The organism is Bradyrhizobium sp. BR 10261, from assembly GCF_019455395.1.
Classification (GTDB): Bacteria; Pseudomonadota; Alphaproteobacteria; order Rhizobiales; family Xanthobacteraceae; genus Bradyrhizobium; species Bradyrhizobium manausense.
In genome coordinates this window covers 253,947-276,594 of record NZ_JACOFQ010000003.1, presented here as the reverse complement: position 1 = coordinate 276,594, position 22,648 = coordinate 253,947, and the positions used below count along the sequence as shown (strand labels likewise).

The 22,648-nt window shown below is 64.0% G+C and carries 18 protein-coding genes and 1 tRNA gene; 16 read left to right on the top strand and 3 right to left on the bottom strand.

What is annotated here, in order from left to right; all coding sequences use genetic code 11:
* Positions 1 to 4: 4 nt before the first annotated feature.
* Positions 5 to 1,693 (bottom strand): methyl-accepting chemotaxis protein, encoded by a 1,689-nt coding sequence (locus tag HYH07_RS05155; protein WP_220001438.1) that lies wholly within the window; start codon positions 1,691 to 1,693, stop codon positions 5 to 7.
* Positions 1,694 to 1,882: 189 nt separating this feature from the next.
* Here HYH07_RS05155 and HYH07_RS05150 point away from each other — a divergent pair, with 189 nt between their 5' ends.
* From HYH07_RS05150 to HYH07_RS05130, 5 genes are all read left to right on the top strand, one after another.
* Positions 1,883 to 3,550 (top strand): tetratricopeptide repeat protein, encoded by a 1,668-nt coding sequence (locus tag HYH07_RS05150; RefSeq protein ID WP_220001437.1) that lies wholly within the window; start codon positions 1,883 to 1,885, stop codon positions 3,548 to 3,550.
* A gap of 234 nt (positions 3,551 to 3,784) precedes the next feature.
* Positions 3,785 to 4,678: a sensor domain-containing diguanylate cyclase gene (locus tag HYH07_RS05145; protein ID WP_220001436.1), complete on the top strand. Its 894-nt coding sequence runs from the start codon at positions 3,785 to 3,787 to the stop codon at positions 4,676 to 4,678.
* Positions 4,679 to 4,909: 231 nt separating this feature from the next.
* Entirely contained in the window at positions 4,910 to 5,194 is a 285-nt protein-coding gene (locus HYH07_RS05140) for a GYD domain-containing protein (RefSeq protein WP_220001435.1), read from the top strand.
* 307 nt (positions 5,195 to 5,501) lie between these two features.
* A complete protein-coding gene (locus tag HYH07_RS05135) occupies positions 5,502 to 10,325 on the top strand; it encodes an NAD-glutamate dehydrogenase (RefSeq protein WP_220001517.1) in 4,824 nt (1,607 codons plus the stop codon).
* Positions 10,326 to 10,375: 50 nt separating this feature from the next.
* Positions 10,376 to 10,747, top strand: coding sequence for a hypothetical protein (locus tag HYH07_RS05130; protein ID WP_228749240.1), 372 nt, complete (start codon positions 10,376 to 10,378; stop codon positions 10,745 to 10,747).
* Positions 10,748 to 10,776: 29 nt separating this feature from the next.
* Here the strand turns inward: HYH07_RS05130 and HYH07_RS05125 are convergent.
* A tRNA-Arg gene (locus HYH07_RS05125) sits at positions 10,777 to 10,853 on the bottom strand.
* Between the two features lie 298 nt (positions 10,854 to 11,151).
* Positions 11,152 to 12,690, bottom strand: coding sequence for a HAMP domain-containing sensor histidine kinase (locus HYH07_RS05120; protein WP_083514284.1), 1,539 nt, complete (start codon positions 12,688 to 12,690; stop codon positions 11,152 to 11,154).
* A 386-nt stretch (positions 12,691 to 13,076) separates the two neighbouring features.
* Between HYH07_RS05120 and rpmH the strand changes: the two genes are divergently transcribed.
* The 11 genes from rpmH (at position 13,077) to dapE (ending at position 22,502) form a co-directional block, all read left to right on the top strand.
* The gene (gene rpmH / locus HYH07_RS05115; protein ID WP_008542748.1) at positions 13,077 to 13,211 is read left to right on the top strand and encodes a 50S ribosomal protein L34; all 135 of its coding nucleotides are present in this window, start codon (positions 13,077 to 13,079) and stop codon (positions 13,209 to 13,211) included.
* 28 nt (positions 13,212 to 13,239) lie between these two features.
* A complete protein-coding gene (gene rnpA / locus HYH07_RS05110; protein WP_220001434.1) occupies positions 13,240 to 13,668 on the top strand; it encodes a ribonuclease P protein component in 429 nt (142 codons plus the stop codon).
* 16 nt (positions 13,669 to 13,684) lie between these two features.
* Positions 13,685 to 15,550 carry a membrane protein insertase YidC gene (yidC, locus tag HYH07_RS05105; RefSeq protein ID WP_220001433.1) on the top strand — a complete coding sequence of 622 codons (1,866 nt, stop codon included), beginning with the start codon at positions 13,685 to 13,687 and terminating at the stop codon, positions 15,548 to 15,550.
* A 106-nt stretch (positions 15,551 to 15,656) separates the two neighbouring features.
* A complete protein-coding gene (yihA, locus tag HYH07_RS05100; protein WP_220001432.1) occupies positions 15,657 to 16,310 on the top strand; it encodes a ribosome biogenesis GTP-binding protein YihA/YsxC in 654 nt (217 codons plus the stop codon).
* Positions 16,310 to 16,669, top strand: a complete 360-nt coding sequence (locus tag HYH07_RS05095) for a DUF423 domain-containing protein (RefSeq protein ID WP_220001431.1) — start codon at positions 16,310 to 16,312, stop codon at positions 16,667 to 16,669. The genes yihA and HYH07_RS05095 overlap by 1 nt, the downstream gene beginning before the upstream one ends.
* 91 nt (positions 16,670 to 16,760) lie before the next feature.
* The gene (gene argB, locus HYH07_RS05090) at positions 16,761 to 17,648 is read left to right on the top strand and encodes an acetylglutamate kinase (protein WP_057748412.1); all 888 of its coding nucleotides are present in this window, start codon (positions 16,761 to 16,763) and stop codon (positions 17,646 to 17,648) included.
* Positions 17,649 to 17,725: 77 nt separating this feature from the next.
* Positions 17,726 to 18,712, top strand: a complete 987-nt coding sequence (locus HYH07_RS05085) for a DUF1036 domain-containing protein (protein WP_220001430.1) — start codon at positions 17,726 to 17,728, stop codon at positions 18,710 to 18,712.
* Between the two features lie 15 nt (positions 18,713 to 18,727).
* Complete coding sequence (locus tag HYH07_RS05080; protein ID WP_220001429.1) at positions 18,728 to 19,423, top strand: pyrimidine 5'-nucleotidase; 696 nt, start codon at positions 18,728 to 18,730, stop codon at positions 19,421 to 19,423.
* Between the two features lie 205 nt (positions 19,424 to 19,628).
* Positions 19,629 to 20,474: a 2,3,4,5-tetrahydropyridine-2,6-dicarboxylate N-succinyltransferase gene (gene dapD / locus HYH07_RS05075; protein WP_220001428.1), complete on the top strand. Its 846-nt coding sequence runs from the start codon at positions 19,629 to 19,631 to the stop codon at positions 20,472 to 20,474.
* A gap of 241 nt (positions 20,475 to 20,715) precedes the next feature.
* The gene (locus tag HYH07_RS05070; protein WP_220001427.1) at positions 20,716 to 21,339 is read left to right on the top strand and encodes a DUF805 domain-containing protein; all 624 of its coding nucleotides are present in this window, start codon (positions 20,716 to 20,718) and stop codon (positions 21,337 to 21,339) included.
* The gene (dapE, locus tag HYH07_RS05065) at positions 21,336 to 22,502 is read left to right on the top strand and encodes a succinyl-diaminopimelate desuccinylase (protein WP_220001426.1); all 1,167 of its coding nucleotides are present in this window, start codon (positions 21,336 to 21,338) and stop codon (positions 22,500 to 22,502) included. The genes HYH07_RS05070 and dapE overlap by 4 nt, the downstream gene beginning before the upstream one ends.
* The last annotated feature ends 146 nt before the right edge of the window (positions 22,503 to 22,648 follow it).

Sequence of the window (22,648 nt, the reverse complement as noted above, 5' to 3'; positions counted from 1 at the left end):
CTCTTCAGCTCGCTCGAACCTGGCGCAGGAATCCGTCAACCGCCATGCGCAGCGTTCCGGCCTGCTGGTCGAGTTCGCGCGCGCCGCGCAATACTTCGGACGCAGCGGAGCCGGTAGCCGTGGCCGCTTTGCTCACCCCGCCGATATGGCTCGTGATCTCGCTCGAGCCCTGCGCGGCGGATTGAATGTTGCGAGCGATCTCCTGCGTCGCCGCGCCTTGTTCTTCCACGGCAGATGAGATCGCGATCGCAATCTCGCTCATCTTGCCGATGGTCCCTGCAATACCATTGATCGCCACAACCGCTTCGCCGGTTGTCGCCTGCATGTTCGAGACTTGTGTCGAGATTTCCTCCGTCGCCTTGGCGGTCTGAGTGGCCAGCGCCTTGACCTCGGATGCCACCACCGCGAAGCCCCGGCCGGCATCGCCGGCGCGCGCGGCCTCGATGGTGGCGTTGAGTGCCAGCAGATTGGTCTGCTCGGCAATGTTTTGGATCAGTTGGACGACCGCTCCGATTTTCTCGGCGCCACCCGACAATTGCTGCACTGTCGAATTGGTCTGCTCAGCCTCGCTGACAGCACGGCGCGCGATCTCGCTCGATTGCAGCATTTGGCGTGAGATCTCGGCGACGGAGGCCGAAAGCTCCTCGGCCGCCGCAGCAACGGCTTGTACGTTGCCGAGGGCCTTTTCCGAAGCCTGACCGACGGTAGCCGCGCGCTGGCTGGCGTCGCCGGCAGTCGCGGTCATGGATTCCGCGGCGGTCTGCATTTCACCCGCGGAGAGGCCGACAGCGCGCACCACGCCGTCGACACTGCGTTCGAACCCGTCGGCAAGCGCCGCCATGGCCGCACGGCGATCGGCGATGGCTTGCTGCTGCGCTTCAGCCTCCTTCTGCTCAAGCCCTCGGATACGGATGGCGTTGTCCTTGAACACCTGAACGGTCTCGGCCATCGAGCCGATCTCGTCACGCCGCCCCCCGTTGGAGACCGTTACCTGAAGATCGCCGCTCGCGAGTTTGCGCATGCTGTCTCGCAGCAGCCCGAGCGGAACGGTAATCCCGCGTGCGGTGAGCCAGGCGGCGAGCCCGGTGACGCAGGCAATCACGAGCATCGAGAAGCCCAACGATCGGATGATCGGCCAAAGCTTGGCCTCCAAATCGTCGAGGTAAGCGCCTGTGCCGACGAACACGCTCCATCCCGGAATGCCGGCCGCATACGTCAACTTCCGCGACAGCCGGGTCTCGCCCGTCTTTGTGTGCTCATAGCTCAAGGTGACTTCGCCCTTGGAGGCCACGCCGTCGCGCAACTCGCGAATCAGCTTGCGGCCGCCAGTCACGGCATCCAGCCGATCGGTGCCGATCAGCTTCAAGTCAGGATGCGCCAGCAGCACGCCGTCCATCGTGTATACGAAGAGGTAACCTTCGCCTTTGTCGTAGGTCATGCTTGCCGTGCGCTTGGCAAATTCCTGGATCGCCTGCTCCTTGGTCATCCGACCGGCATCGACCTGCTTCTGGAGCTCCAGAGCGACGTTCTTGGCGATATCCACGATCGTGCGCGCTTGCTCAGTCCGGTCGGCCAGGAGCTGGTCGCTCATCAGGCGAGCAGCTTGCAGACCCGCAACCCCCAAGCCCAGCAATGCGAGGACAATAAGCCCGCCCAATTTTGCCGCGATCGGGAGATTGTTGATCAGTTTCATCATTGCGCTCCGGTGCCAGATTTGTGGCGCGAGAACCAATATGGAGCACTCATTACATCTACGTTAAGGATACGACGCAATCGAGCGTCCGGAGCCGCCGCAAGCCTCGCGCAACCTCCCGCTGCTGAAGTCTGCTCATCCGCTGCCGCCGCCGAGGTGGCCATTCGCCATTCATGGGACCGAGCAGCAATGAGCACAGCCTCCGCCTTCTGCGAAGCGGGCCTTGCGCATTTTCAGGCCGGACGGCATCTCGATGCGCGTGCCTGCTACCAGCAGGCCCTCGGAATCGATGCCGAGCATACCGACGCCCAGCATCTCATGGGGCTGCTGCATCTTCAGGCCCGGCAATACAACGACGCTCTGGAATGGATCGTCCGCGCTATCCGGCGCGCCCCCAAGGCGGAATATCTCGCGAGCTTCGCAACCGTGCTGCAGCTGCATGGACGTTGCGACGAAGCACTGGCGGTGCTCGACAAGGCTATCCAGCTTCGGCGAGATGATGCAGGCCTATGGTGCCAAAGCGGAATTCTGCTTCACAAGCTCGGGCGCAACGAGGAGGCTCTTGCGCGTCTTGACGAGAGCGTCGGGCTGTTGCCGGACCATGCCCCGACGCTGCGGACGCGCGCATGGGTTCTCTATGGCCTGAAGCGGTACGAGGAGGCCGCGACCGAAGGCGCGCGGGCGCACCGGCTCGACCCCGCCAATGCCGAGATCTGCAACAATCTCGGCCTTGCGCTCAGGCGGCTTCGCCGCAACGAAGAGGCGCTTGTCTGGTTCGAAAAGGCCATCGCGCTGGCGCCGCGCTTTGCCGATGCGTTCGACAACAGACTGGTCGCGCTGTTTCACCTTCATCGCTTCGACGAGCTGTTCGCGCTATCCGACCGCATGATTTCGCTGGGCTTAAGCAATGAGGTGACCGCGTGGAATGTGTCGCTGGCCCAGCTCCTGACCGGCAATTTCGAAGCCGGCTGGCTCGGGCACCAGACGAGGTCGAAGCTGCCTTCGTCGAAATATCCTTCCTTTCCGCAACCGATGTGGCTTGGTGACGAGAACGTTGAAGGCAAGACGATCCTGATCGCTGCGGACGAGGGATTGGGCGACACCATTCACTTCGCCCGCTACGTCCCGATGCTGGCCGCGCGCGGTGCGCGCGTTCTCCTTGCCGTTCAGGATCCGCTGCATCGGCTGATGTCTGACTTGAGCGGTGCATCTGTCTGCGTGCCGATGTCGGCGATGGGCACGCTGCCTGATTTCGATCTGCACTGCCCGATCTCCAGCCTTCCGCTCGCCTTCAACACCCGCCTCGACACGATCCCGTCCGGACAATATCTGCCTTCCCCACCGGAGAGCCGCGTTCAGGCCTGGGACAGCAGGCTTGGTCCTCGCACCAGGCTCCGGGTCGGCTTGGTCTGGTCCGGCGATCCTTCGCACGTGAACGACGAGACGCGCTCGATCCCGTTGCGAACGCTGTCGCGCATCCTCGACGTCGATGTCAGCTTTGTCAGCCTGCAAAAGGCGCCGCGGCCGCACGATGCGGCGGTGTTGCGCGAGCGAAGCGACATTCTCGACCTGACCGCAGAACTCACCGACTTCACCGAGACTGCCGCCTTGATCAGCTGTCTCGATCTCGTCATCACGGTCGACACCAGCGTCGCCCATCTCGCCGGCGCCCTTGGTCGACCGACCTGGATCCTGCTGCCATGGACGCCCGACTACCGCTGGCTGCTCGATCGCACCGACAGCCCCTGGTATCCGAGCGTGCGGCTGTTTCGCCAGACCGAGACGCGTGACTATGAGACCGTGCTTGATCGCCTCAGGGACGAATTGCGGATCCTCGCCGCCGCATTCGGAGCTTGAGCCCCCCGAGAGGCGGCGAACATCGCCGGCCGGCGCATGTTTGTGGCTCCCTTTGCCTGCTCCCTTGCCTGCTTCCTTGGCCTGCTTCCTTGGCCTGCTTCCTTGGCCTGCTTCCTTGGCCTGCTCCCATCGACATACAGAATTCGTTAACGCAGGCGCCCTAGCCTTTGGGCGCTTCCTTAAGTCTTTGGGCAAAATCGCGATACGCTGCCGGACCGTCGATGACAGAAGATCATGCGTCCTTGCCGGACGAGGAATGCCGCGCGCATCGGCGCGTGGGAATGCGTGCTCGAGACCGAGCGCCTGAGCTGGACCCAGGGCGTCTACGACATCTTCGACTATCCCGAGAGCAACCCGCTGCGGCGCGCTGACATCGTTGACCTCTACATCGACGAATCCAGGCGCCACATGGAGCTCGCGCGAGCCGAAGTGATCCGGAGCGGCTCGCCTGTGACGCTCGATGCCGAGATCCGAACCTGGCGCGGCGAACGGCGCTGGATGCGCCTCTCGATCAACGCGGTGCACGAGGGCGGCCGGCCGGTGCGGATCTTCGGCTGCAAGCAGGACGTCACCTCCGACCGGCAGGCTCTCGAGAGCCTGCGGCAGCAAGCCGAAACCGATCCGCTGACCGGGCTCGCCAATCGTTCCGTTTTTCAGGCCCGCTATCGCGAGGTGGTCAACGACAGCCTGAATCACGGATTCGCCTCGGCGCTGGTGCTGATCGACCTCGATGGCTTCAAGCAGCTCAACGATACATTCGGCCATCTGGCCGGAGACGCATGCCTGTGCGAGGTCGCGCAGCGTTTGCGGCGGGCCTTCCACAATGCCGGCCTGGTCGGCCGGCTCGGCGGCGATGAATTCGCGATCATCCTGCGCGCCCCGAAGGACCCTGCGCGGATCGCACGCGTGTTGCAAAAGACCGTGATGATGCTGAGCCGCCCGCTGTTCTGGAACGGTCTTCGCCTCGAAGTCGGCGCCTCGATCGGAGCTGCCCTGATCGGCTGCCCGCACCGCCGGCCGATCGCCGAATTGTTCGCCGAAGCCGACATTGCGCTCTATGACGCCAAGGCCGCCGGCCGTAACCGGGTCCATCTGATCGGGGACGAGAAGCGGGGCCTCGCAGCTTAGCGCAGATTGAAATGGCGCGCCACGGCCGATGAAGATGGGCACTCCGTGTTCGCTGTTGCGCAATGATGTTGTGGCCGGGGACACGGTCCGGTCGCCAATGGCAGGGCTAGTCTTCGAGGCCCGGCTCCCATGCCGCCTTCGCCACGGAACGGCATGTACGCGGGGCGCGGGAAGGCGTATAATTTTCAGGTTCCTTCGCGCGCGATGATCAATATGACGTGGAGGTGGCCAATGAAATATGTACTGCTTGGCAATCTGAGCCCGGAGTGGGCGAGCAAGCAATCGGAACGGATCGGCAAGGCCAAGGCAAGGCTCGACAATCTGGGTATCAAGATCGAGTCGATCCACTACACGCAGGGCTACTACGATTTCGTTGACGTCATCGATGCCCCGAATGCGGAAGCGGTGCTCGCGTTCTCCGTCTGGTACTCGACCCAAGGTCTAGGGCGGATCCAAAGTATGCCGGCCTTCGACGCCAAGAGCTTCGAAACCGCGATCAAGAACGCAGCGGGCTGAGCGCTTGCTGGCTCACGGAGGCGACGGCCGGGCAGCCGAAACGGCCCGGCCGTTCAAGCTACCTTGAATCGAGATTCCTCGTCATTTTGCAGGGCACCCAACGGCACGATGGTCGTCGGCACCGGTTCCGCCCCAAAGCGCGCCCCACAACTCCGCGCGCCATGACGGCTGCGGAATGCTAATATCGTCGAAGCCGCAAGACCGAAGATTTTCGCCGAGGCGATTGAAACGCGGTCAGGAAGATGCGCTCGAAGAGGCGCACTCCAAGAACACAATGCCCGACCGTCATAGGGATCGTCGGTGGGAGATGGAGGACGCGATGGCGTGGCGTGACGACAAGGCCCGGGCAACTCTGATCCGCGAGGCGGCAGGAAGCGTGCAGCCGGGAAAGGCCCCCCGAAGCTTTGCCGAGCTTTTGTTCGCCTTCACCAATGTCGAGGATCTCGCCAGTCACGATGCCTCCTCGCTTGCCTTCCTGGCGGAGCAAGCCTGGGAGCATGTACAGCGGCGCACGGCGGGGCGTGCCGATATCCGCGTCGTCAATCCGCTGATGCCGGACGGGCGCGAGATCTCAGTGCTCGAAATCCTCAACGACAACATGCCCTTCCTGTTCGATTCCACCATGGCGGAGCTCACCGAGCAGGGCATCGAAGTCACCCTCGTCGCTCACCCCATCATCGCTGTGGAGCGCGACGAGCAGGGCAAGCTCCTGCGCTTCTACGGCGAGGCACTGCCGGAAGGGGCAAAGGGCGCGCGAGAGAGCCTGATTCATCTCCACATCACCCGCCTGGACGCCGACGCCGACCGCGAGAGGCTGATTGACGGCCTGACCAGGACGCTCGGCGACGTGCGCGCCTGCGTCACGGACTGGCGCGCCATGCGCGACCGCGTCGAGGACGCGGTCAAGACGTTCTCGTCCAATCCGCCACCGCTGCCGATCGACGAGGTCGCCGAGGCCAACCAGTTCCTGCAATGGCTATGCGCGGACAATTTCACCTTTCTCGGCGTGCGCGAATATCGCTTCCTGCCGGGGCGGGATGCCTCGGACGACATCACGACCGGCGAGGGCCTTGGTATCCTCCGCGATCCCGACGTAAAGGTCCTGCGCCGCGGCAGCGAAATGGTGGTGATGACGTCGGAGATTCGCGAGTTCATGCGCGAGCCGACCCTGCTCATTGTCATCAAGGCCAATGTGAGCAGCCGCGTTCATCGACGCATCCGGATGGATTACGTCGGCATCAAGCTCTATACGCCCGACGGCCGGCTCGAGGGTGAATTGCGAGTCGTCGGTCTGTTCACCTCGGGTGCCTATACGCGCTCGGCACGACAGATCCCCTATGTTCGCCACAAGGTATCGCGGGTGCTCCAGCGCGCCGGCTTCGACCCGAACAGCCATTCGGGCAAAGCTCTCCAGCATATTCTCGAGGAATACCCACGCGACGAACTTTTCCAGATCGACGTCGATACCCTGTTCGATTTCGTCATGGAGATCCTGATTCTCTATGAGCGTCCCCGCGTCCGGGCGCTGGCGCGGATCGACAAGTTCGATCGCTTCGTCTCCATCCTCACCTTCATTCCGCGCGACAAATACGACACCGACGTCCGTACGCGTGTCGGAGCCTTCCTGGCGCAGGCCTACAAGGGGACCCTGTCCGCCTCCTACGTCTCGTTCCCGGAAGGCGCGCTGGCGCGAGTCCAATTCATCATCGGACGCTATGAAGGTAAGACTCCCGCTGTGGAGCGCGCCACGCTTGAAGCCGGGATCAGCGCCATTGCCGCGACCTGGGCCGACAAGCTGAAGGCGGCGCTGGCTGCGTCGACCGACGGCATGCGGGCGCGCATGCTCGCAAATCGCTACGCTCAGGCCTTCAGCGGCGGCTATACCGAGGCTTCCACGGCCGAACAGGCGGTCGCCGATATCGCCACTATCGAGAAGCTCACACCAGCCCGCCCGGTGACAATTTCGGTTCACCGCTTCGAGAAGGACGATCCCAGGCGCTTCGGCCTCAGGGTGTTTTCGGATGCCGCGCCTCTATCGCTGTCCTACCGCGTGCCCGTGATCGAAAATCACGGCCTGCGCGTGGTCAACGAACGCACCTATCAGATCGTGCCCGGCAACAGGCCCGAGCCGGTCTGGCTGCACGACATGACGATTGAGACCAGCGACGGCCAGCCGATCGAGATCAGCCGGGACTTCAGCCATCGCCTGGAGGCCTCGATCATGGCTGTTGTCGCCGACCGCGCCGAATCCGACGGATACAATGCCCTGATCCTCCGCACTGCGCTCGGCTGGCGGGAAGTCTCGTCTATCCGGGCGCTGTCGCGTTATCTGCACCAGATCCGCGCGCCGTTCACCCAGGATTACATGTGGGAGACGACGCGCAAGAACGCCGCGATCACGGCGAACCTCGTCGCGCTGTTCCAGACGCGCCTTGATCCGCGCCTTGTCCTGACCGATCGCGAGCGTTCGGCGCGCGAGATAACGCTCGTTGCCGAGATCGAGGAGCAGCTCAAATCCGTCGCCTCGCTCGATGAAGACCGCATCCTGCGCCGTTTCACCAATCTGGTGCAATCGACCATCCGCACCAATTTGTGGCAGCTCGGCCCGGATGGACATCCGCGCCCGGTGATCTCCTTCAAGTTCGACGCGCGCAAGATCGAGGATTTGCCGGCGCCGCGACCGCTCTACGAAATCTTCGTCTATTCACCGCGCGTCGAAGGCATTCACCTGCGCTTCGGCAAGGTTGCGCGCGGTGGCTTGCGCTGGTCCGATCGGCCGCAGGATTTCCGTACAGAGATCCTCGGCCTCGTGAAAGCGCAGCAAGTCAAGAACGCCGTGATCGTGCCGGTCGGCGCCAAGGGCGGCTTCGTGCCCAAGCACCTGCCGCCGCCATCCGATCGCGAGGCGTGGCTCGCGGAGGGCACCGAAGCCTATCGCATCTTCGTGCGCTCGCTGCTCGAACTCACCGACAATCTTGACGGCGACATCGTGGTGCCGCCCGACCTGACCGTGCGGCACGACGGCGACGATCCCTATCTGGTCGTCGCCGCCGACAAGGGCACCGCTACCTTCTCCGACGTCGCCAATGCGATCTCGGCCGAAAAGAACCATTGGCTCGGCGATGCCTTCGCCTCCGGCGGCAGCCAGGGCTACGACCACAAGAAGATGGGGATCACGGCGCGCGGCGCCTGGGAGGCGGTCAAGCGCCACTTCCGCGAGCTCGGCACCGACATTCAGACCATGCCGTTCACCGTGGTCGGCGTCGGCGACATGTCCGGCGACGTGTTCGGCAACGGCATGCTGCTCTCGCCGGCGACGAAGCTCGTTGCGGCGTTCGATCACCGCGACATCTTCATCGATCCATCCCCCGACCCGGCGACCAGCTTCGCTGAGCGCAAGCGCCTGTTCGACCTGCCGCGATCGAGCTGGCAGGACTACGACAAATCGCTGATCTCGGAAGGAGGTGGCGTGTTCTCGCGCTCGCTCAAGGCGATCCCGCTCGCGCCGGAAGTGCGCAGCCTGCTCGATCTCGACAAGGAGCAGGCAACGCCCTTCGAGGTGATGACGGCGATCCTGAAGGCGCGCGCCGACCTCTTGTGGTTCGGCGGCATCGGCACCTACATCCGCGCGTCGACGGAAAGCGACGATCAGGCCGGTGACCGCGCCAACGATCCGATCCGCATCACCGGGACCGAGGTTCGCGCCAAGGTCATCGGCGAAGGTGCCAATCTCGGCGTCACCCAGCGCGGCCGCATCGAAGCGGCGCAGAAGGGCGTCAAGCTCAACACCGACGCCATCGACAATTCGGCCGGCGTGAACACGTCCGACGTCGAGGTCAATATCAAGATCGCGCTGGCACGCCCCGAGCGCGAGGGACGCCTCAGCTTCGCCGATCGCAACAACCTGCTTGCCGCAATGACCGACGAGGTCGGCACGCTGGTGCTGCGCAACAACTATCTGCAGACGCTGGCGCTCTCGCTCGCCGAACGCAAGGGCATCGCTGAGACCGGCTTCCTCACCCGCCTGATGCAGTCGCTCGAGCAGCGCGGCCTGCTCAGCCGTACCATCGAATTCCTGCCCGACGACGCCGCGATCACTGAGCGCACGCGGCGCGGCCAGGCCCTGACACGGCCCGAGCTTGCAGTGCTGCTCGCCTACGCCAAGCTGACGCTCTACGAGGACCTGCTCGTCACGGGCGTGCCTGACGATCCCTATCTCGCCCGCAGACTGTCCCTGTATTTTCCGCGCGAAGTTCTCGATAAATTCCCGACCGCGGTCGAGCTCCATCGCCTGCGACGCGAGATCATCGCGACCAGTCTCGTCAATGCCGTGATCAATCGCGGCGGCCCAGCCTGCATCGTTCGCCTGAGCGACGAAACCGACGCCGATGTCTCGACCATCGTCATGGCGCAGGTTGCGGTGGACGCGATCTACGAGCTCAGGCGGCTCAACGACGGGATCGACGCGCTCGACACCCTCATCGACGGGCAGTTGCAGCTCAGCCTCTACGCGGCGATCCAGGATCTGCTGCTCTCCCGCATGGTCTGGTATGTGCGCAACGTCGATTTCAAGGATGGGCTGAGCGCAATCATCGCCCGGTTTGGCCCTGCCGTTCGCGACGTTGCAGCCTCGCTCGACGACGCCCTGCCGCCGGACATGCAGGCCGCACGAGCCAAGCGCCGGCAGGAGCTGACCGATGCCGGCGTCCCGAGCGGACTCGCCGGAGATCTTGCCGACCTCGATGCCCTGCACTCGGCGCCTGATATCGTGACCGTCGCCGAGCGTACCGGTCGCAGCATCGGCGATGCCGCAGCGACGTTCTTTGCCGCCGAGGCCAATTTCCGTCTCGACCGCATCACCGCCGCTGCGCGCAACGTGCCGGCAAGCGATCATTTCGAACGCCTCGCCATCGACCGTGCCGTCGACCTGATCGCAGCTGCCGAAAGACGCCTGGCCGCAGACATGCTGACCATCGGCCAATCCGGTCAGCAGGCTGCCGAGACGTGGCTTGTGGCTCATCCTGAAGCCACGCGCATCCGCCGAGCGGTCGAGGAGATTGCCGCTGGTGGCCTGACGCTTGCCAAGCTGATGGTGGCGGCCAACTTGCTGGGCGACCTGGTCAAAGGCTGACGGGCGCATGGCTGCGCGAGCGAATCTGGAATGCAATGTCAGGGGAATGGTTGTCAGCCAGCGAATGGAGGGACCCGATGATCCACGCGACTTGCCATACCGCCGACAATATCCGCTGTCTCGAATTCGATGCTACGCCCTGGTTCAGCGAGGCTGACGTTCCGAGCATTGTCGATCTGGCCCAACGAGGCTGGGCCAGCACGGCGATTGTCGACTCCCTCGAGCGCCGACGCGGATACGAAGGCCTGCATGATCTCGTTGAATATGCCGCGAAGCGACTGCAACCCGACACGATCGAGGATCCGGCCTGGGAAACGTTCGAGTGCGTCGTCAACGGACCCGAAGCCGTGACCTGGCTCGAGAAAAACCGGCCGAACGTCGCGGCAAGAATTCCGAACCAGAGCCGTGGTCAACGCTACTAGGAGAGGGCCTCGCAACGAATGGCCGAAAATGGCGCGCCCGGAACGATTCGAACGTCCGACCCTCAGATTCGTAGTCTGATGCTCTATCCAGCTGAGCTACGGGCGCGTTTTTCGCCGATGGTGCGGGCCAGGCCCGCACGCAGCCTCCGGACAGCGCCGGAGGGGGTGCGAAAGAGCGCTCTGACTAACCGCTCTTGCCGGCGTTGGCAAGGTCTGCCTGAGCGGTATTTTGGGGCATTTCTGCATCTCTTGCGTCATTCCGGGGCGACGCGAAGCGGCGAGCCCGGAATCCATTACGCCTCAGCGTATGCGGCCCGATGGATTCCGGGCTCGCGACTTCGTCGCGCCCCGGAATGATTGATGAGGGGTTGGCCCCCTGGTAGCTCTGTCGCCCGCTGGCCGACCTACGCCCGCTGCCGCTCGCTGCGGATGGAGAGGAGTTCCACCGGGCGGTCGGGGATGACGATCCGGAAGGTGGCGCCGATGGTGCCTTCGACGAGGTGGATGTCGCCGCCATGGGCACGGACCAGCTCGGCGGCGATGGCGAGGCCAAGGCCACTGCCGCCGGGGCGGCCGGAGGTCTGGAAGGCCTCGAACAGGTGCTCCCGGGTCTTCTGGGGTACGCCAGGGCCGGTATCAGAGACCTCCAGGATGGCGACTGCGCCCTCGCGTTTGCCGGTGATCCGGATCTGCTGCGGGCCGCCGTCGCCGGAGGCATGGCTCTCCAGCGCCTGGGCGGCGTTGCGCACGAGGTTGAGCAGCACGCGAAACAGCTGGTCGGGGTCGGCATCGACCGAAAGGCCGCGCTCGATCGCGGCGACCCAGGCGATCGTGGCGTCGTTGGCAAGACCGGCGGTCTCGCGCACCTCGAGCACGACAGGCTCGACCAGCAACATGCGGCGGTCGGGCGCGGCCTCCTGGGCGCGGCCATAGGACAGCGTCGACTGGCAGAAGGCGATGGCGCGCTCGAGCGAGCGCACCAGCTTCGGCGCGAAGCGCTGCACCCGGGGATCGGGCACGCTGGCGAGCTGATCCGACAAGAGCTGCGCCGAAGCCAGCAGGTTGCGCAGATCATGGTTGATCTTGGAGACGGCAAGACCGAGCGCGGCGAGCCGGCTCTTCTGATGCAGCATCGACATCAGGTCGCGCTGCATGTCGGACAATTCGCGCTCGGCGACGCCGATCTCGTCGCTGCGCTGGCTCGGCACGATGATCCGGGCCGAGCTTTCCGGATTCTCGTGGAAGCCGACCAGGCTCGCGGTCAGCCGCCGCATCGGCCGCACGAAGAGATAGTGCAGGGCGAGATAGACGAGACCCGCGGTCAAGACACCGATGATCAGCGCGACCACCACGACGTTGCGGGAGAAGCGGTACATCGACTGCCGCAGCGGCAACTCGTCGGTCACGATCTCGACGAACTGGGCGTTGCCGACACCGGGACCGACGATGCGGATCGGCTGGTTGCCGGTCTCAAGCATCATCTGGAACGAGCCGGTGATCGCCTCCCACACGGTCATGTCGCGCAAATCGACGTCATGCTCGATCGCGGACGGCAGATTGTCGCTGGCAAGCAGCCGGCGCTGCTGGCCCATCTTGATCGCGACGGCGCGCGCATTGATGCTTTTGAGGATTTCCCGCGACAGCGAGTCCGGCACCATGCCAAGCGGCGCCGCGTCGAGCACCAGTGCCGCGGTGTTGGCCGCCGCAACGCGGTCGTTGAGGCGGTTGACCCAGAAGTTGGCGATCGCGGGGACGTAAAGCAGCACGGCTGCGATCATCACCAGGGGGACGGTCAGCAGCAGCAGCTTGCCCGATAGCCCAAGCCCGCCCGGGCCACGGGACCGCGTCGCCGGCGAACCCGGCTGGTCCTCTGGCCGATCCAGATCTCGATCCAGGCTTTGATCCGGATTCTGGGCCGGCTGCTGAAGGTCCGTCGCTTCCACGAAGTTCGCCCCTGCTGGCCTTCTGAGAGCTTGGTAGTAATGGAGGATGCGACCGCCCCCCGGGGGCGGTCAAATTACAGATCGCTAATCTGCCAAGGTGGGATGTAGGCGCTGATATCGCTATCCGCCACCTCAAGGGTTAAAAACCCCAAGGGAAACAGGAAGGAAACAGGAAGGAAACAGCGATATTCACCGGAACTGCGCGGTCCTGCGGCGTTGACGAAAACAAGACGCTCCCTTATAAGCCGCGCAAATTGTCCGCGATGACCCGGTGCGACACCGGGAGCGGCTCTTCTGGGGCCGGAAACGGCCCGTTTTGGGCCGCATCTTTACGGACTTTATCATCAATTCTACAGGCAAATTGCCCGGTCAGCGGAGAAAAACCCGTGAAGCGGACTTATCAACCCAGCAAACTGGTGCGCAAGCGCCGTCACGGTTTCCGTGCTCGTCTCGCCACTGCCGGCGGCCGCAAGGTTCTCGCCGCCCGCCGCGCCCGCGGCCGCAAGCGTCTGAGCGCCTGAGCCGGACCCCCTTTACCGGGATTTCATTATGGATCGGCTGAGGCAGCGAGCGGATTTCCTCGCCGTTGCCAATGGCGCGCGGGTGAACAGTCCCGCGTTCGTCCTGCAAAGCCTTGACCGACGAAGCCTTGGTCGCGACGACCTCGGTCCTGTCAGGATCGGCTTCACCGTTACCAAAAAGAACGGCAACGCCCCCGAACGCAATCGCATCCGGCGCCGACTTCGCGAATTGGTGAAGCGGCTCGACCCGGTATCGTTGCAACCCCATCATGATTACGTGCTGGTCGGCCGCAGGGGCGCGCTCTCGCGCGACTTCACGACCATGCTCGACGATCTGCGCATAGCGATCACGAAGCCCGCGCGGCATACGACGGCCAAAGGATCTGACAACGGATCTGACAAGGGACGCCGGCCAAATCCAAGGCCCGGCCCAGCCGCCAGCCGCAAACCGGATTGATGACGAGACCATAGTGATGACCGACAATCGCAATACCATCCTCGCCGTCATTCTGTCCGGCCTGGTGCTGATCGCCTGGCAGTACTTCTACAACGTGCCGGCGATGGAGAAGCAGCGCGCCCAGCAGCAGGCCCAGGCCGAGCTGCAGAAGGCCAATCCGCAGCCGACGGCCTCGGCCACGCCGGGGACCACGCCGCAGGCGGGCTCGACGACGCCGACGACCACACCAGGGGCGAACCAGCCGGCCCAGCCGGTCGTTGCCCGCGACACCGCGATTGCATCGAGCCCGCGCGTGAAGGTCGACACACCGCGGCTCGTCGGCAGCATCTCGCTGAAGGGTGGCCGCATCGACGATCTCGCGCTGGTGCAATATCGCGAGACGGTCGATCCGAAATCGCCGCCGATCATCCTCTATTCGCCCTCGGGCACCGCAGAGCCCTATTACGCCGAGTTCGGCTGGGTGGCGGCGACGGGCGTGACCTCGAAGATGCCGGACTCCCAAACCGTCTGGCAGCAGGACGGCAGCGGCAGCCTGACGCCGACCGCGCCTGTTGTGCTGAAGTGGGATAATGGCGATGGCCTCACCTTTCGCCGCACCATCTCGGTCGACGACCACTATCTCTTCACCATCAAGGACGAGGTGAGCAATGTCGGCAACGCGCCTGTTACGCTCTATCCGTTCGCGCTGATCTCGCGCCACGGCACGCCGCAGGTGTCGGGCTATTACATCCTGCATGAAGGCCTGATCGGCTATCTCGGCGAGCACGGCCTGCAGGAGTACGCCTACAAGAAGATCGACGAAGCCAAGAAGGTCGACTTCAAGGCCACCAATGGCTGGCTCGGCATCACCGACAAATACTGGGCTTCGGCGCTGCTGCCCGACACCAGTGCGCAGCTCCAGGCCAAGTTCTCCTCGAACCTCGTCGGCAACGTCCACACCTACCAGACCGACTATCTGCTCGATCCTGTGACCGTCGCGATCGGCGGCACCGCGACCGCAAATGCGCGCCTGTTCGCGGGCGCCAAGGAAGCCGGCGTGGTCGGCATCAATTTCCCGCTCGCCGGCCTCGGCGGCTACAACAAGGCGCTCGGTCTGAACAAGTTCGATCTCCTGATCGACTGGGGCTGGTTCTACTTCATCACCAAGCCGATGTTCCTCGGCCTCGACTTCTTCTACCGGTTCTTCGGCAATTTCGGCATCTCGATCCTGCTCGTGACCGTGATCGTGAAGCTGTTGTTCTTCCCGCTGGCGAACAAGTCCTACGCCTCGATGGCGAAGATGAAGTCGATCCAGCCGCAGCTTCAGGCGCTGAAGGAGCGCTATCCCGACGACAAGGTGAAGCAGCAGCAGGAGATGATGGAGATCTACCGCAAGGAGAAGATCAACCCGGTCGCCGGCTGTCTTCCCGTGGTGATCCAGATCCCGGTGTTCTTCTCGCTCTACAAGGTGCTGTTCGTCACCATCGAAATGCGGCACGCGCCGTTCTACGGCTGGATCAAGGACCTCTCCGCACCCGATCCGACCAACCTCTTCAACCTGTTCGGGCTGATCCCGTTCGACCCGACCACCATCCCGGTGTTCGGCCATTATCTGGCACTCGGTATCTGGCCGATCATCATGGGCATCACGATGTGGTTCCAGATGAAGCTGAACCCGACGCCGCCGGATCCGACGCAGCAGATCATCTTCAACTGGATGCCGCTGATCTTCACTTTCATGCTGGCGGGCTTCCCGGCAGGCCTCGTGATCTACTGGGCCTGGAACAACACGCTCTCGGTGATCCAGCAGAGCTTCATCATGCGTCGCAACGGCGTGAAGGTGGAGCTGTTCGATAACATTCGAAGTATGTTCAAAAAAAAAGTGACGACTGAGGCGGTGTAAGTCTCCGTCATTCCGGGATGGTGCGAAGCACCAGACCCGGAATCTCGAGATTCCGGGTTCGATGCTGCGCATCGCCCCGGAATGACGGCAAAGCAGAGGGCTTCGCATGACCGACGACATCGATGCGAAGCTGATCGAGGCCGGGCGAAAGCTGTTCGCGCGGGACTGGCAATTCATCTGGGCCTCGCCCTCGATCCAGACGCTGCCGCCGATGGCGGGGCCGGAGATCGCCTTTGCCGGGCGCTCCAATGTCGGCAAATCGAGCCTGATCAACGCGCTCACGGGACGCAACGCGTTGGCGCGCACTTCGCACACGCCGGGCCGCACCCAGGAGCTGATCTTCTTCGAGGTCCCCGGCAAGACCGACCTGCGCCTCGTCGACATGCCCGGCTATGGCTATGCCAAGGCGCCGAAGAGCCAGGTCGCGTCATGGACCGAACTGATCCACACATTCCTGCTGGGGCGGGCCTCGCTCGCGCGCGTCTATGTGCTGATCGATGCGCGCCATGGCGTCAAGGACGTCGACCTCGACGTCCTGAAGACGCTCGACCGCTCCGCCGTCAGCTATCAGGTCGTGCTGACCAAGGCCGATCAAGTGAAGGCCTCCGAGCTGCAAGCGCGCATCGCCGAGACGGAAGCTGCATTGGCAAAACATCCGGCCGCGTTTCCGAACGTGATCGCGACCTCGTCGCGCTCATCGACCGGCATGGCTGAATTGCGTGCCGCGATGGCCAAGCTGCTCGAAGAGCGGAGCGCGTGATGCTCCGCCTGCTGCTCGCCCTCGCCGGTCTGATGGGCGCTGCCGGCGTGGCGCTGGCTGCGGCCGCCGCCCACGGCACGGATGCCAGCCGGCTTGCCTCCGCGAGCGCCATGCTGCTGTTTCATGCAACTGCCATATTGGCGGTGGTAGCCTTGCTCGCGCGCGACCTTCTGCACGGCGGAATTGGCCTGATCGCCGCATTCGGCTTCGGGATCGGCGCCATGCTATTCGCGGGCGATCTCACCTTGCGGCAATATGCGGGGCATTCGCTGTTTCCGATGGCGGCGCCATCGGGCGGAACGCTGATGATCTTGAGCTGGCTGGTGGTGACGCTGGCGGCGGTGGTGGGGAAACGCTGATCCGTAGCCCGGTTACCAGCCACACTTTGCGCCTCGCCCGCCAATCAGATAGAACGCAAACCCGCATAGTCCCGCCAGCGAGATCCGTGACATGACCGACATCTCCCCGCTCGACCAGGCCCGCATCCTGTCCGAAGCGCTGCCGCACATGCAGCAGTACGACGAAGAAACCATCGTCATCAAATATGGCGGCCACGCCATGGGCGACGAGGAGACCGCGAAGAATTTTGCCCGCGACATCGTGCTGCTGGAGCAGACCGCGATCAATCCGGTGGTGGTGCATGGCGGCGGGCCGCAGATCGCGACCATGCTCAAGCGCCTCGGCATCGTCTCGGAATTCGCCGCTGGCCTGCGCATCACCGATGCCGCCACCATCGAGATCGTCGAGATGGTGCTGGCCGGCTCGGTCAACAAGCAGATCGTCGGCTACATCAACGAGGCCGGCGGCAAGGCCGTGGGTCTCTCCGGCAAGGACGGCAACATGGTGAAGGCGTCGAAGACGACGCGCACCATCATCGATCCGGACTCGAACATCGAAAAGGCAATCGATCTCGGCTTCGTCGGCGATCCCGAGAAGGTCGATCTGACGCTGCTCAACCAGCTGATCGGCTACGAGCTGATCCCGGTGCTGGCGCCGCTCGCGACCTCGAAAGAGGGCCAGACGCTAAACATCAACGCGGACACTTTTGCCGGCGCTGTCGCCGGTGCGCTCAAAGCAAAACGCCTGTTGCTGCTCACCGACGTACCCGGCGTGCTCGACAAGTCGAAGAAGCTGATCCCGCAGCTCTCGGTGAAGGACGCGCGAAAGCTGATCGCCGACGGCACCATTTCCGGCGGCATGATCCCGAAGGTCGAGACCTGCATCTACGCGCTGGAGCAAGGCGTCGAGGGCGTCGTCATCATCGACGGCAAGATGCAGCACGCGGTCCTGCTCGAGCTGTTCACCAACCAGGGTACGGGGACGCTGATCCATAAGTGATGGACGAGAAGGCGAGAGACGCTGTCATAGCCGGGCAAGAGCGGCGACCACGCCGCTCGGCCTTGACGCGTTTCCTGATGACGCTGCCGGCAGCGGCCGTCTCGCTCTTCTTCTCCTCCGCGCCTGCTTTGGCCGACCTCAAGATCTGCAACCGCATGTCCTATGTGGTCGAGGCCGCGATCGGCATCGACGACAAGGCCGCGACCGCGACGCGCGGCTGGTTCAGGATCGATCCCGCCACCTGCCGCGTCGTGGTGCAGGGCACGCTCGCCGCCGACCGCATCCTGCTTCACGCCCGCGCGCTCGGCGTCTATGGCGCCTCGCCGATCCCGCAGAACGGCCACGACATGCTGTGCGTGGCGCAGGAGAATTTCGTCATCGCCGCCGCGCGGCAATGCCGCAGCGGCCAGACCCAGGAGGCGTTCACGCAAGTGACGCCGACGCAGGCCGACGACGGCAATCTCGTCGCCTATCTCGCCGAGGATTCCGAATATGACGACGAGCAGGCGCGACTGGCCGGCATCCAGCGGCTCCTGGTGATCGCAGGCTACGACATCGGCGCCATTGACGGCGTCGACGGGCCGAAGACGCAAGGAGCGCTCGCCGCGTTCCTGAAGAGCCGCGGACTGTCGTCCGACACGGTCTCTTCGCCAGGCTTCTTCAAGACGCTGGTCGATGCGGCGCAGACGCCGTCCACCAGCGGTCTCACCTGGTGCAACGACACGCCGCACAAGGTGATGGCGGCAATCGCGACCGATGACGGCAAGTCCGTCACCAGCCGCGGCTGGTATCGCATCGATCCCAAGACCTGCCTGCATCCTGACTTGTCCGGCCAGCCCAAGCAGATCTTCAGCTTCGCGGAAGCCGTGGACAGCGACAACCGCGCCATCAGGCTGAAGGACAAGCCACTGAACTGGGGCGGCGGCAAGCAGCTCTGCACGCGCGAGACCAAGTTCGAGACCAACGAGCAGACCGATTGCGGTGCGCGCGGATTTGCGGCGACGGGGTTTGGCGTGGTGGATATGAGCAATGGCGGCAAGACGCTGCGCTTTGCGTTGCCGTGATTTGAGGGAATTGTGATGAAATCCCCCCGCGCCTTCAGCCATATCGACACCTGGGTGTTCGATCTCGACAACACGCTCTACCCGCACCACGTCAATCTGTGGCAGCAGGTCGATGCCAGAATCGGCGAGTTCGTCTGCAACTGGCTGAACGTGACGCCCGCGGAAGCGCGCAACATCCAGAAGGACTATTACCGGCGCTTCGGCACCACCATGCGCGGCATGATGACCCTGCATGGCGTGCGCGCCGACGACTATCTCGCCTACGTGCACAAGATCGACCATTCGCCGCTGGAGCCGAATCCGGCGCTCGGCGCGGCCATCGCAAAGCTGCCGGGACGCAAGCTGATCCTGACCAACGGCTCGGTCGATCATGTCGATGCGGTGCTGGCGCGACTCGGCCTCAGCTCGCATTTCGACGGCGTGTTCGACATCATCGCCGCCGAATTCGAGCCCAAGCCGGCGGAGCACACCTACCGGAAATTCCTCGATCTGCACGCGGTCGATGCAACCAAGGCCGCCATGTTCGAGGATCTCGCCCGCAACCTCACCGTTCCGCACCAGCTCGGCATGACCACGGTGCTGGTGGTGCCTGACGGCACCAAGGACGTGGTACGCGAGGATTGGGAGCTGGAGGGCCGCGATGCGGCCCATGTCGATCACGTCACGGAGGACCTGGCGGGGTTTTTGGCGGGGTTGTCCCACCCCAATTAGCCGTCATTCCCCGCGAAAGCGGGGAATCCAGTAATCACCGCCATCTCGATTCACTACGACCGCCGCGGCGTACTGGATCACCCGCCTTCGCGGGTGATGACAGCGGAGTATGGACGACGACCGGGTATGCCTTGACTCTCCCGGCCCAAATCCCGAAAAAGCGCCCCAATCCATCAAAATTCCCTGATCCCAAGAGGAAATCCCGATGTCCCTGTCCGCCCTGGAATCCACCATCAACAGCGCTTTCGAGGCGCGTGACGGCATCTCGACCTCGACCAAGGGCGAAGTGCGCGAGGCCGTGAACCAGGCGCTGGAGACCCTGGACAAGGGCGAGGCGCGCGTGGCCGAGCGCGGGGCCGACGGCAAGTGGAGGGTCAACCAGTGGCTGAAGAAGGCCGTGCTGCTGTCGTTCCGTCTCAATGACATGGACGTCATTGCCGGCGGCCCGGGCCAGGCCAACTGGTGGGACAAGGTGCCCTCGAAGTTCGAAGGCTGGGGCCCGAACCGTTTTCGCGACGCCGGTTTTCGCGCGGTGCCGGGCGCGGTGGTGCGCCGCTCGGCCTTCATCGCCAGGAACGTCGTGCTGATGCCGTCCTTCGTCAATCTCGGCGCTTATGTCGATGAGAGCACCATGGTCGACACCTGGGCCACCGTCGGCTCCTGCGCGCAGATCGGCAAGCGCGTGCACATCTCCGGCGGCGCCGGCATCGGCGGCGTGCTCGAGCCGCTGCAGGCCGAGCCTGTGATCATCGAGGACGATTGCTTCATCGGCGCGCGAAGCGAGGTCGCCGAGGGCGTGATCGTGCGCAAGGGCGCGGTGCTGTCGATGGGCGTGTTCCTGGGCGCCTCGACCAAGATCGTCGATCGCGAGACCGGTGAGATCTTCATGGGCGAGGTGCCTGAATATGCGGTGGTGGTACCCGGCGCGCTGCCCGGCAAGCCGATGAAGAACGGCCAGATCGGCCCGAGCACCGCCTGCGCCGTGATCGTCAAGCGCGTCGACGAGCGCACGCGCTCGAAGACCAGCATCAACGAGCTGCTGCGGGATTGAGTTAAGCCGCAAGCTCAAACCTATCGCCGTCACCCCGAGGCGGCCGCTTCTTAGCGGCCCTCGAAGCGCGACGGCCCGGCTGCCGGCTGCATCGTGGCCGTGCATCCTTCGAGGCTCCCGGCGCGATGCTTGGCATCGCGCCACTCGCACCTCAGGATGACGGGTCTGGTGGTCTATCGAACCCCCTCTCCTTCCATCGCGACCAACATCCGGGCGACCTTTCCTGCCCGGAGCCCTTCGCATGAACTGGATTTGGTACCTGTTCCGCTTCGACGGCCGCATTGGCCGTGCCGGGTTCTGGTGCAGCCTGATCTTTGTCTTGTGCGGCATGATCCTGCTGCTGTTCCTCTGCGCGGGCGTCATGGTCGCGTTCAGCGGCAAGATCGGATCGTTCGAGCTGAATGCCGACGACGTCTTCGCGATTGTCGATCCCTCCACCTATCGATGGTCGCTGCTGGACCATGTGCCGCTGCTGCTGCTCAAGCTTGCCGCGACCGGACTGTTGCTCTGGATTTATCTCGCGATCGTCGTGAAGCGGCTGCATGACCGCGACAAGAGCGCCTGGTGGCTGCTCGCTTATTTCGTGCTGCCGGGCCTCTACAAGCAGTTCGAGGAGCGCCTTCCGGACAGCTATTGGGTGCTGCCGCTCGCGCTGGCGAGCGCCGTCCTCACCCTTTCGGCCTTTGTCGAGACCGGCTTTCTGCGCGGCACCATCGGGCCGAACCGGTTCGGTCCGGACCCGGAGGCCGAGCAGGCCGACGATTCTGCCTCCCCTGCGAAAAGCTGGGACCAGAGCCGCGAGCTCGAAATTGTCCCGCCCAGCGCTAGCCCGCCCGGCGGCATGCATGTTAAGCGGGGCACATGACCGATGCCCTCTCCATTGCCCGCGACCTGATCCGCTGCCCCTCGGTAACCCCTGAAGACGCCGGCGCGCTCGGTGTGCTTGAGAAAGCGCTTGATGCAGCCGGCTTCATTTGCCACCGCGTGACCTTCAGCGAGGACGGCACCGCCGACGTCGACAATCTCTATGCGCGGATCGGCACCGAAAGCCCGCACATCACCTTTGCCGGCCACACCGACGTCGTGCCAGCAGGCGACGAGAGCGCCTGGAGCGTTGGCGCGTTCTCCGGCGAGGTGAAGGACGGTTTTCTGCACGGCCGCGGCGCGGTCGACATGAAGGGCGGCATTGCGTGCTCGGTGGCCGCGGTGCTGGAGCATCTCGCCGCCAATGGCGGCAAGGCGCGCGCGGACGGGACCGGCTCGATCTCGTTCCTGATCACGGGCGACGAGGAAGACGTCTCCATCAACGGCACCATCAAGCTGCTGAAATGGGCCGCCGAGCGCGGCGAGACATTCGATCATTGCGTGCTGGGCGAGCCGTCCAATGTCGAGACGCTCGGCGACACCATCAAGGTCGGCCGCCGTGGCTCGCAAAACGGCACGCTCGTCGTCGACGGCGTGCAGGGCCACGTCGCCTATCCGCATCGCGCCACCAATCCGGTGCCGGACATCTCGCGCCTGATCGTGGCGATCTCCGACGAGCCGCTCGATCATGGCAGCGCGCAGTTCCAGGCCTCCAATCTGGAGTTCACTTCGGTCGACGTCGGCAACAAGGCCTTCAACGTGATCCCGGGCGAAGCCCGCGCGAAATTCAACATCCGCTACAATGACAACCACACCCAGGCATCCTTGCGCGAGCTGGTCGAGACCCGTCTCGCCAAAGCCTGCGGCAACCGCATCAAGGCCCGTATTGTCTGGGAGCCATCGAACTCGAACGTGTTCGTGACCAAGCCCGGCCCGTTCACTGACCTCGCGGTATCTGCGATCGAAGAGGTGACGGGTCGCAAGCCGGAGCTGTCGACCTCAGGCGGCACCTCGGACGCTCGCTTCATCTCCAGCTATTGCCCGGTGATCGAGTTCGGCCTGGTCGGCCAAACCATGCACCAGGTCGACGAGCGCGTTCCGGTGGTGGATTTGGAGAAGCTGACGAAAATCTATCGCGGGATTCTGGCAAGGTATTTTGGGTGAGCGCTCAACTGGCGCCCCATTCTCCGCTGTCATCGCCCGGCTTGACCGGGCGATCCAGTATTCCAGAGACGCCAGCGATAGGACGATAGGCCGCGGCGTACTGGATGCCCCGCCCCCGTGCGCAATTGCGCACTAGGCGGGGCATG

What these genes read in the sequence shown, in the direction of transcription:
- HYH07_RS05080 (WP_220001429.1), top strand. Translation starts at nt 18,728, where the DNA reads ATGAAATCCCCCCGCGCCTTCAGCCATATCGACACCTGGGTGTTCGAT.
- HYH07_RS05070 (WP_220001427.1), top strand. Translation starts at nt 20,716, where the DNA reads ATGAACTGGATTTGGTACCTGTTCCGCTTCGACGGCCGCATTGGCCGT.
- HYH07_RS05085 (WP_220001430.1), top strand. Translation starts at nt 17,726, where the DNA reads ATGACGCTGCCGGCAGCGGCCGTCTCGCTCTTCTTCTCCTCCGCGCCT.
- yidC (WP_220001433.1), top strand. Translation starts at nt 13,685, where the DNA reads ATGACCGACAATCGCAATACCATCCTCGCCGTCATTCTGTCCGGCCTG.
- rnpA (WP_220001434.1), top strand. Translation starts at nt 13,240, where the DNA reads ATGGATCGGCTGAGGCAGCGAGCGGATTTCCTCGCCGTTGCCAATGGC.
- yihA (WP_220001432.1), top strand. Translation starts at nt 15,657, where the DNA reads ATGACCGACGACATCGATGCGAAGCTGATCGAGGCCGGGCGAAAGCTG.
- dapD (WP_220001428.1), top strand. Translation starts at nt 19,629, where the DNA reads ATGTCCCTGTCCGCCCTGGAATCCACCATCAACAGCGCTTTCGAGGCG.
- dapE (WP_220001426.1), top strand. Translation starts at nt 21,336, where the DNA reads ATGACCGATGCCCTCTCCATTGCCCGCGACCTGATCCGCTGCCCCTCG.
- HYH07_RS05095 (WP_220001431.1), top strand. Translation starts at nt 16,310, where the DNA reads ATGCTCCGCCTGCTGCTCGCCCTCGCCGGTCTGATGGGCGCTGCCGGC.
- HYH07_RS05135 (WP_220001517.1), top strand. Translation starts at nt 5,502, where the DNA reads ATGGAGGACGCGATGGCGTGGCGTGACGACAAGGCCCGGGCAACTCTG.
- HYH07_RS05150 (WP_220001437.1), top strand. Translation starts at nt 1,883, where the DNA reads ATGAGCACAGCCTCCGCCTTCTGCGAAGCGGGCCTTGCGCATTTTCAG.
- argB (WP_057748412.1), top strand. Translation starts at nt 16,761, where the DNA reads ATGACCGACATCTCCCCGCTCGACCAGGCCCGCATCCTGTCCGAAGCG.
- HYH07_RS05140 (WP_220001435.1), top strand. Translation starts at nt 4,910, where the DNA reads ATGAAATATGTACTGCTTGGCAATCTGAGCCCGGAGTGGGCGAGCAAG.
- HYH07_RS05155 (WP_220001438.1), bottom strand. Translation starts at nt 1,693, where the DNA reads ATGAAACTGATCAACAATCTCCCGATCGCGGCAAAATTGGGCGGGCTT.
- HYH07_RS05145 (WP_220001436.1), top strand. Translation starts at nt 3,785, where the DNA reads ATGCGTCCTTGCCGGACGAGGAATGCCGCGCGCATCGGCGCGTGGGAA.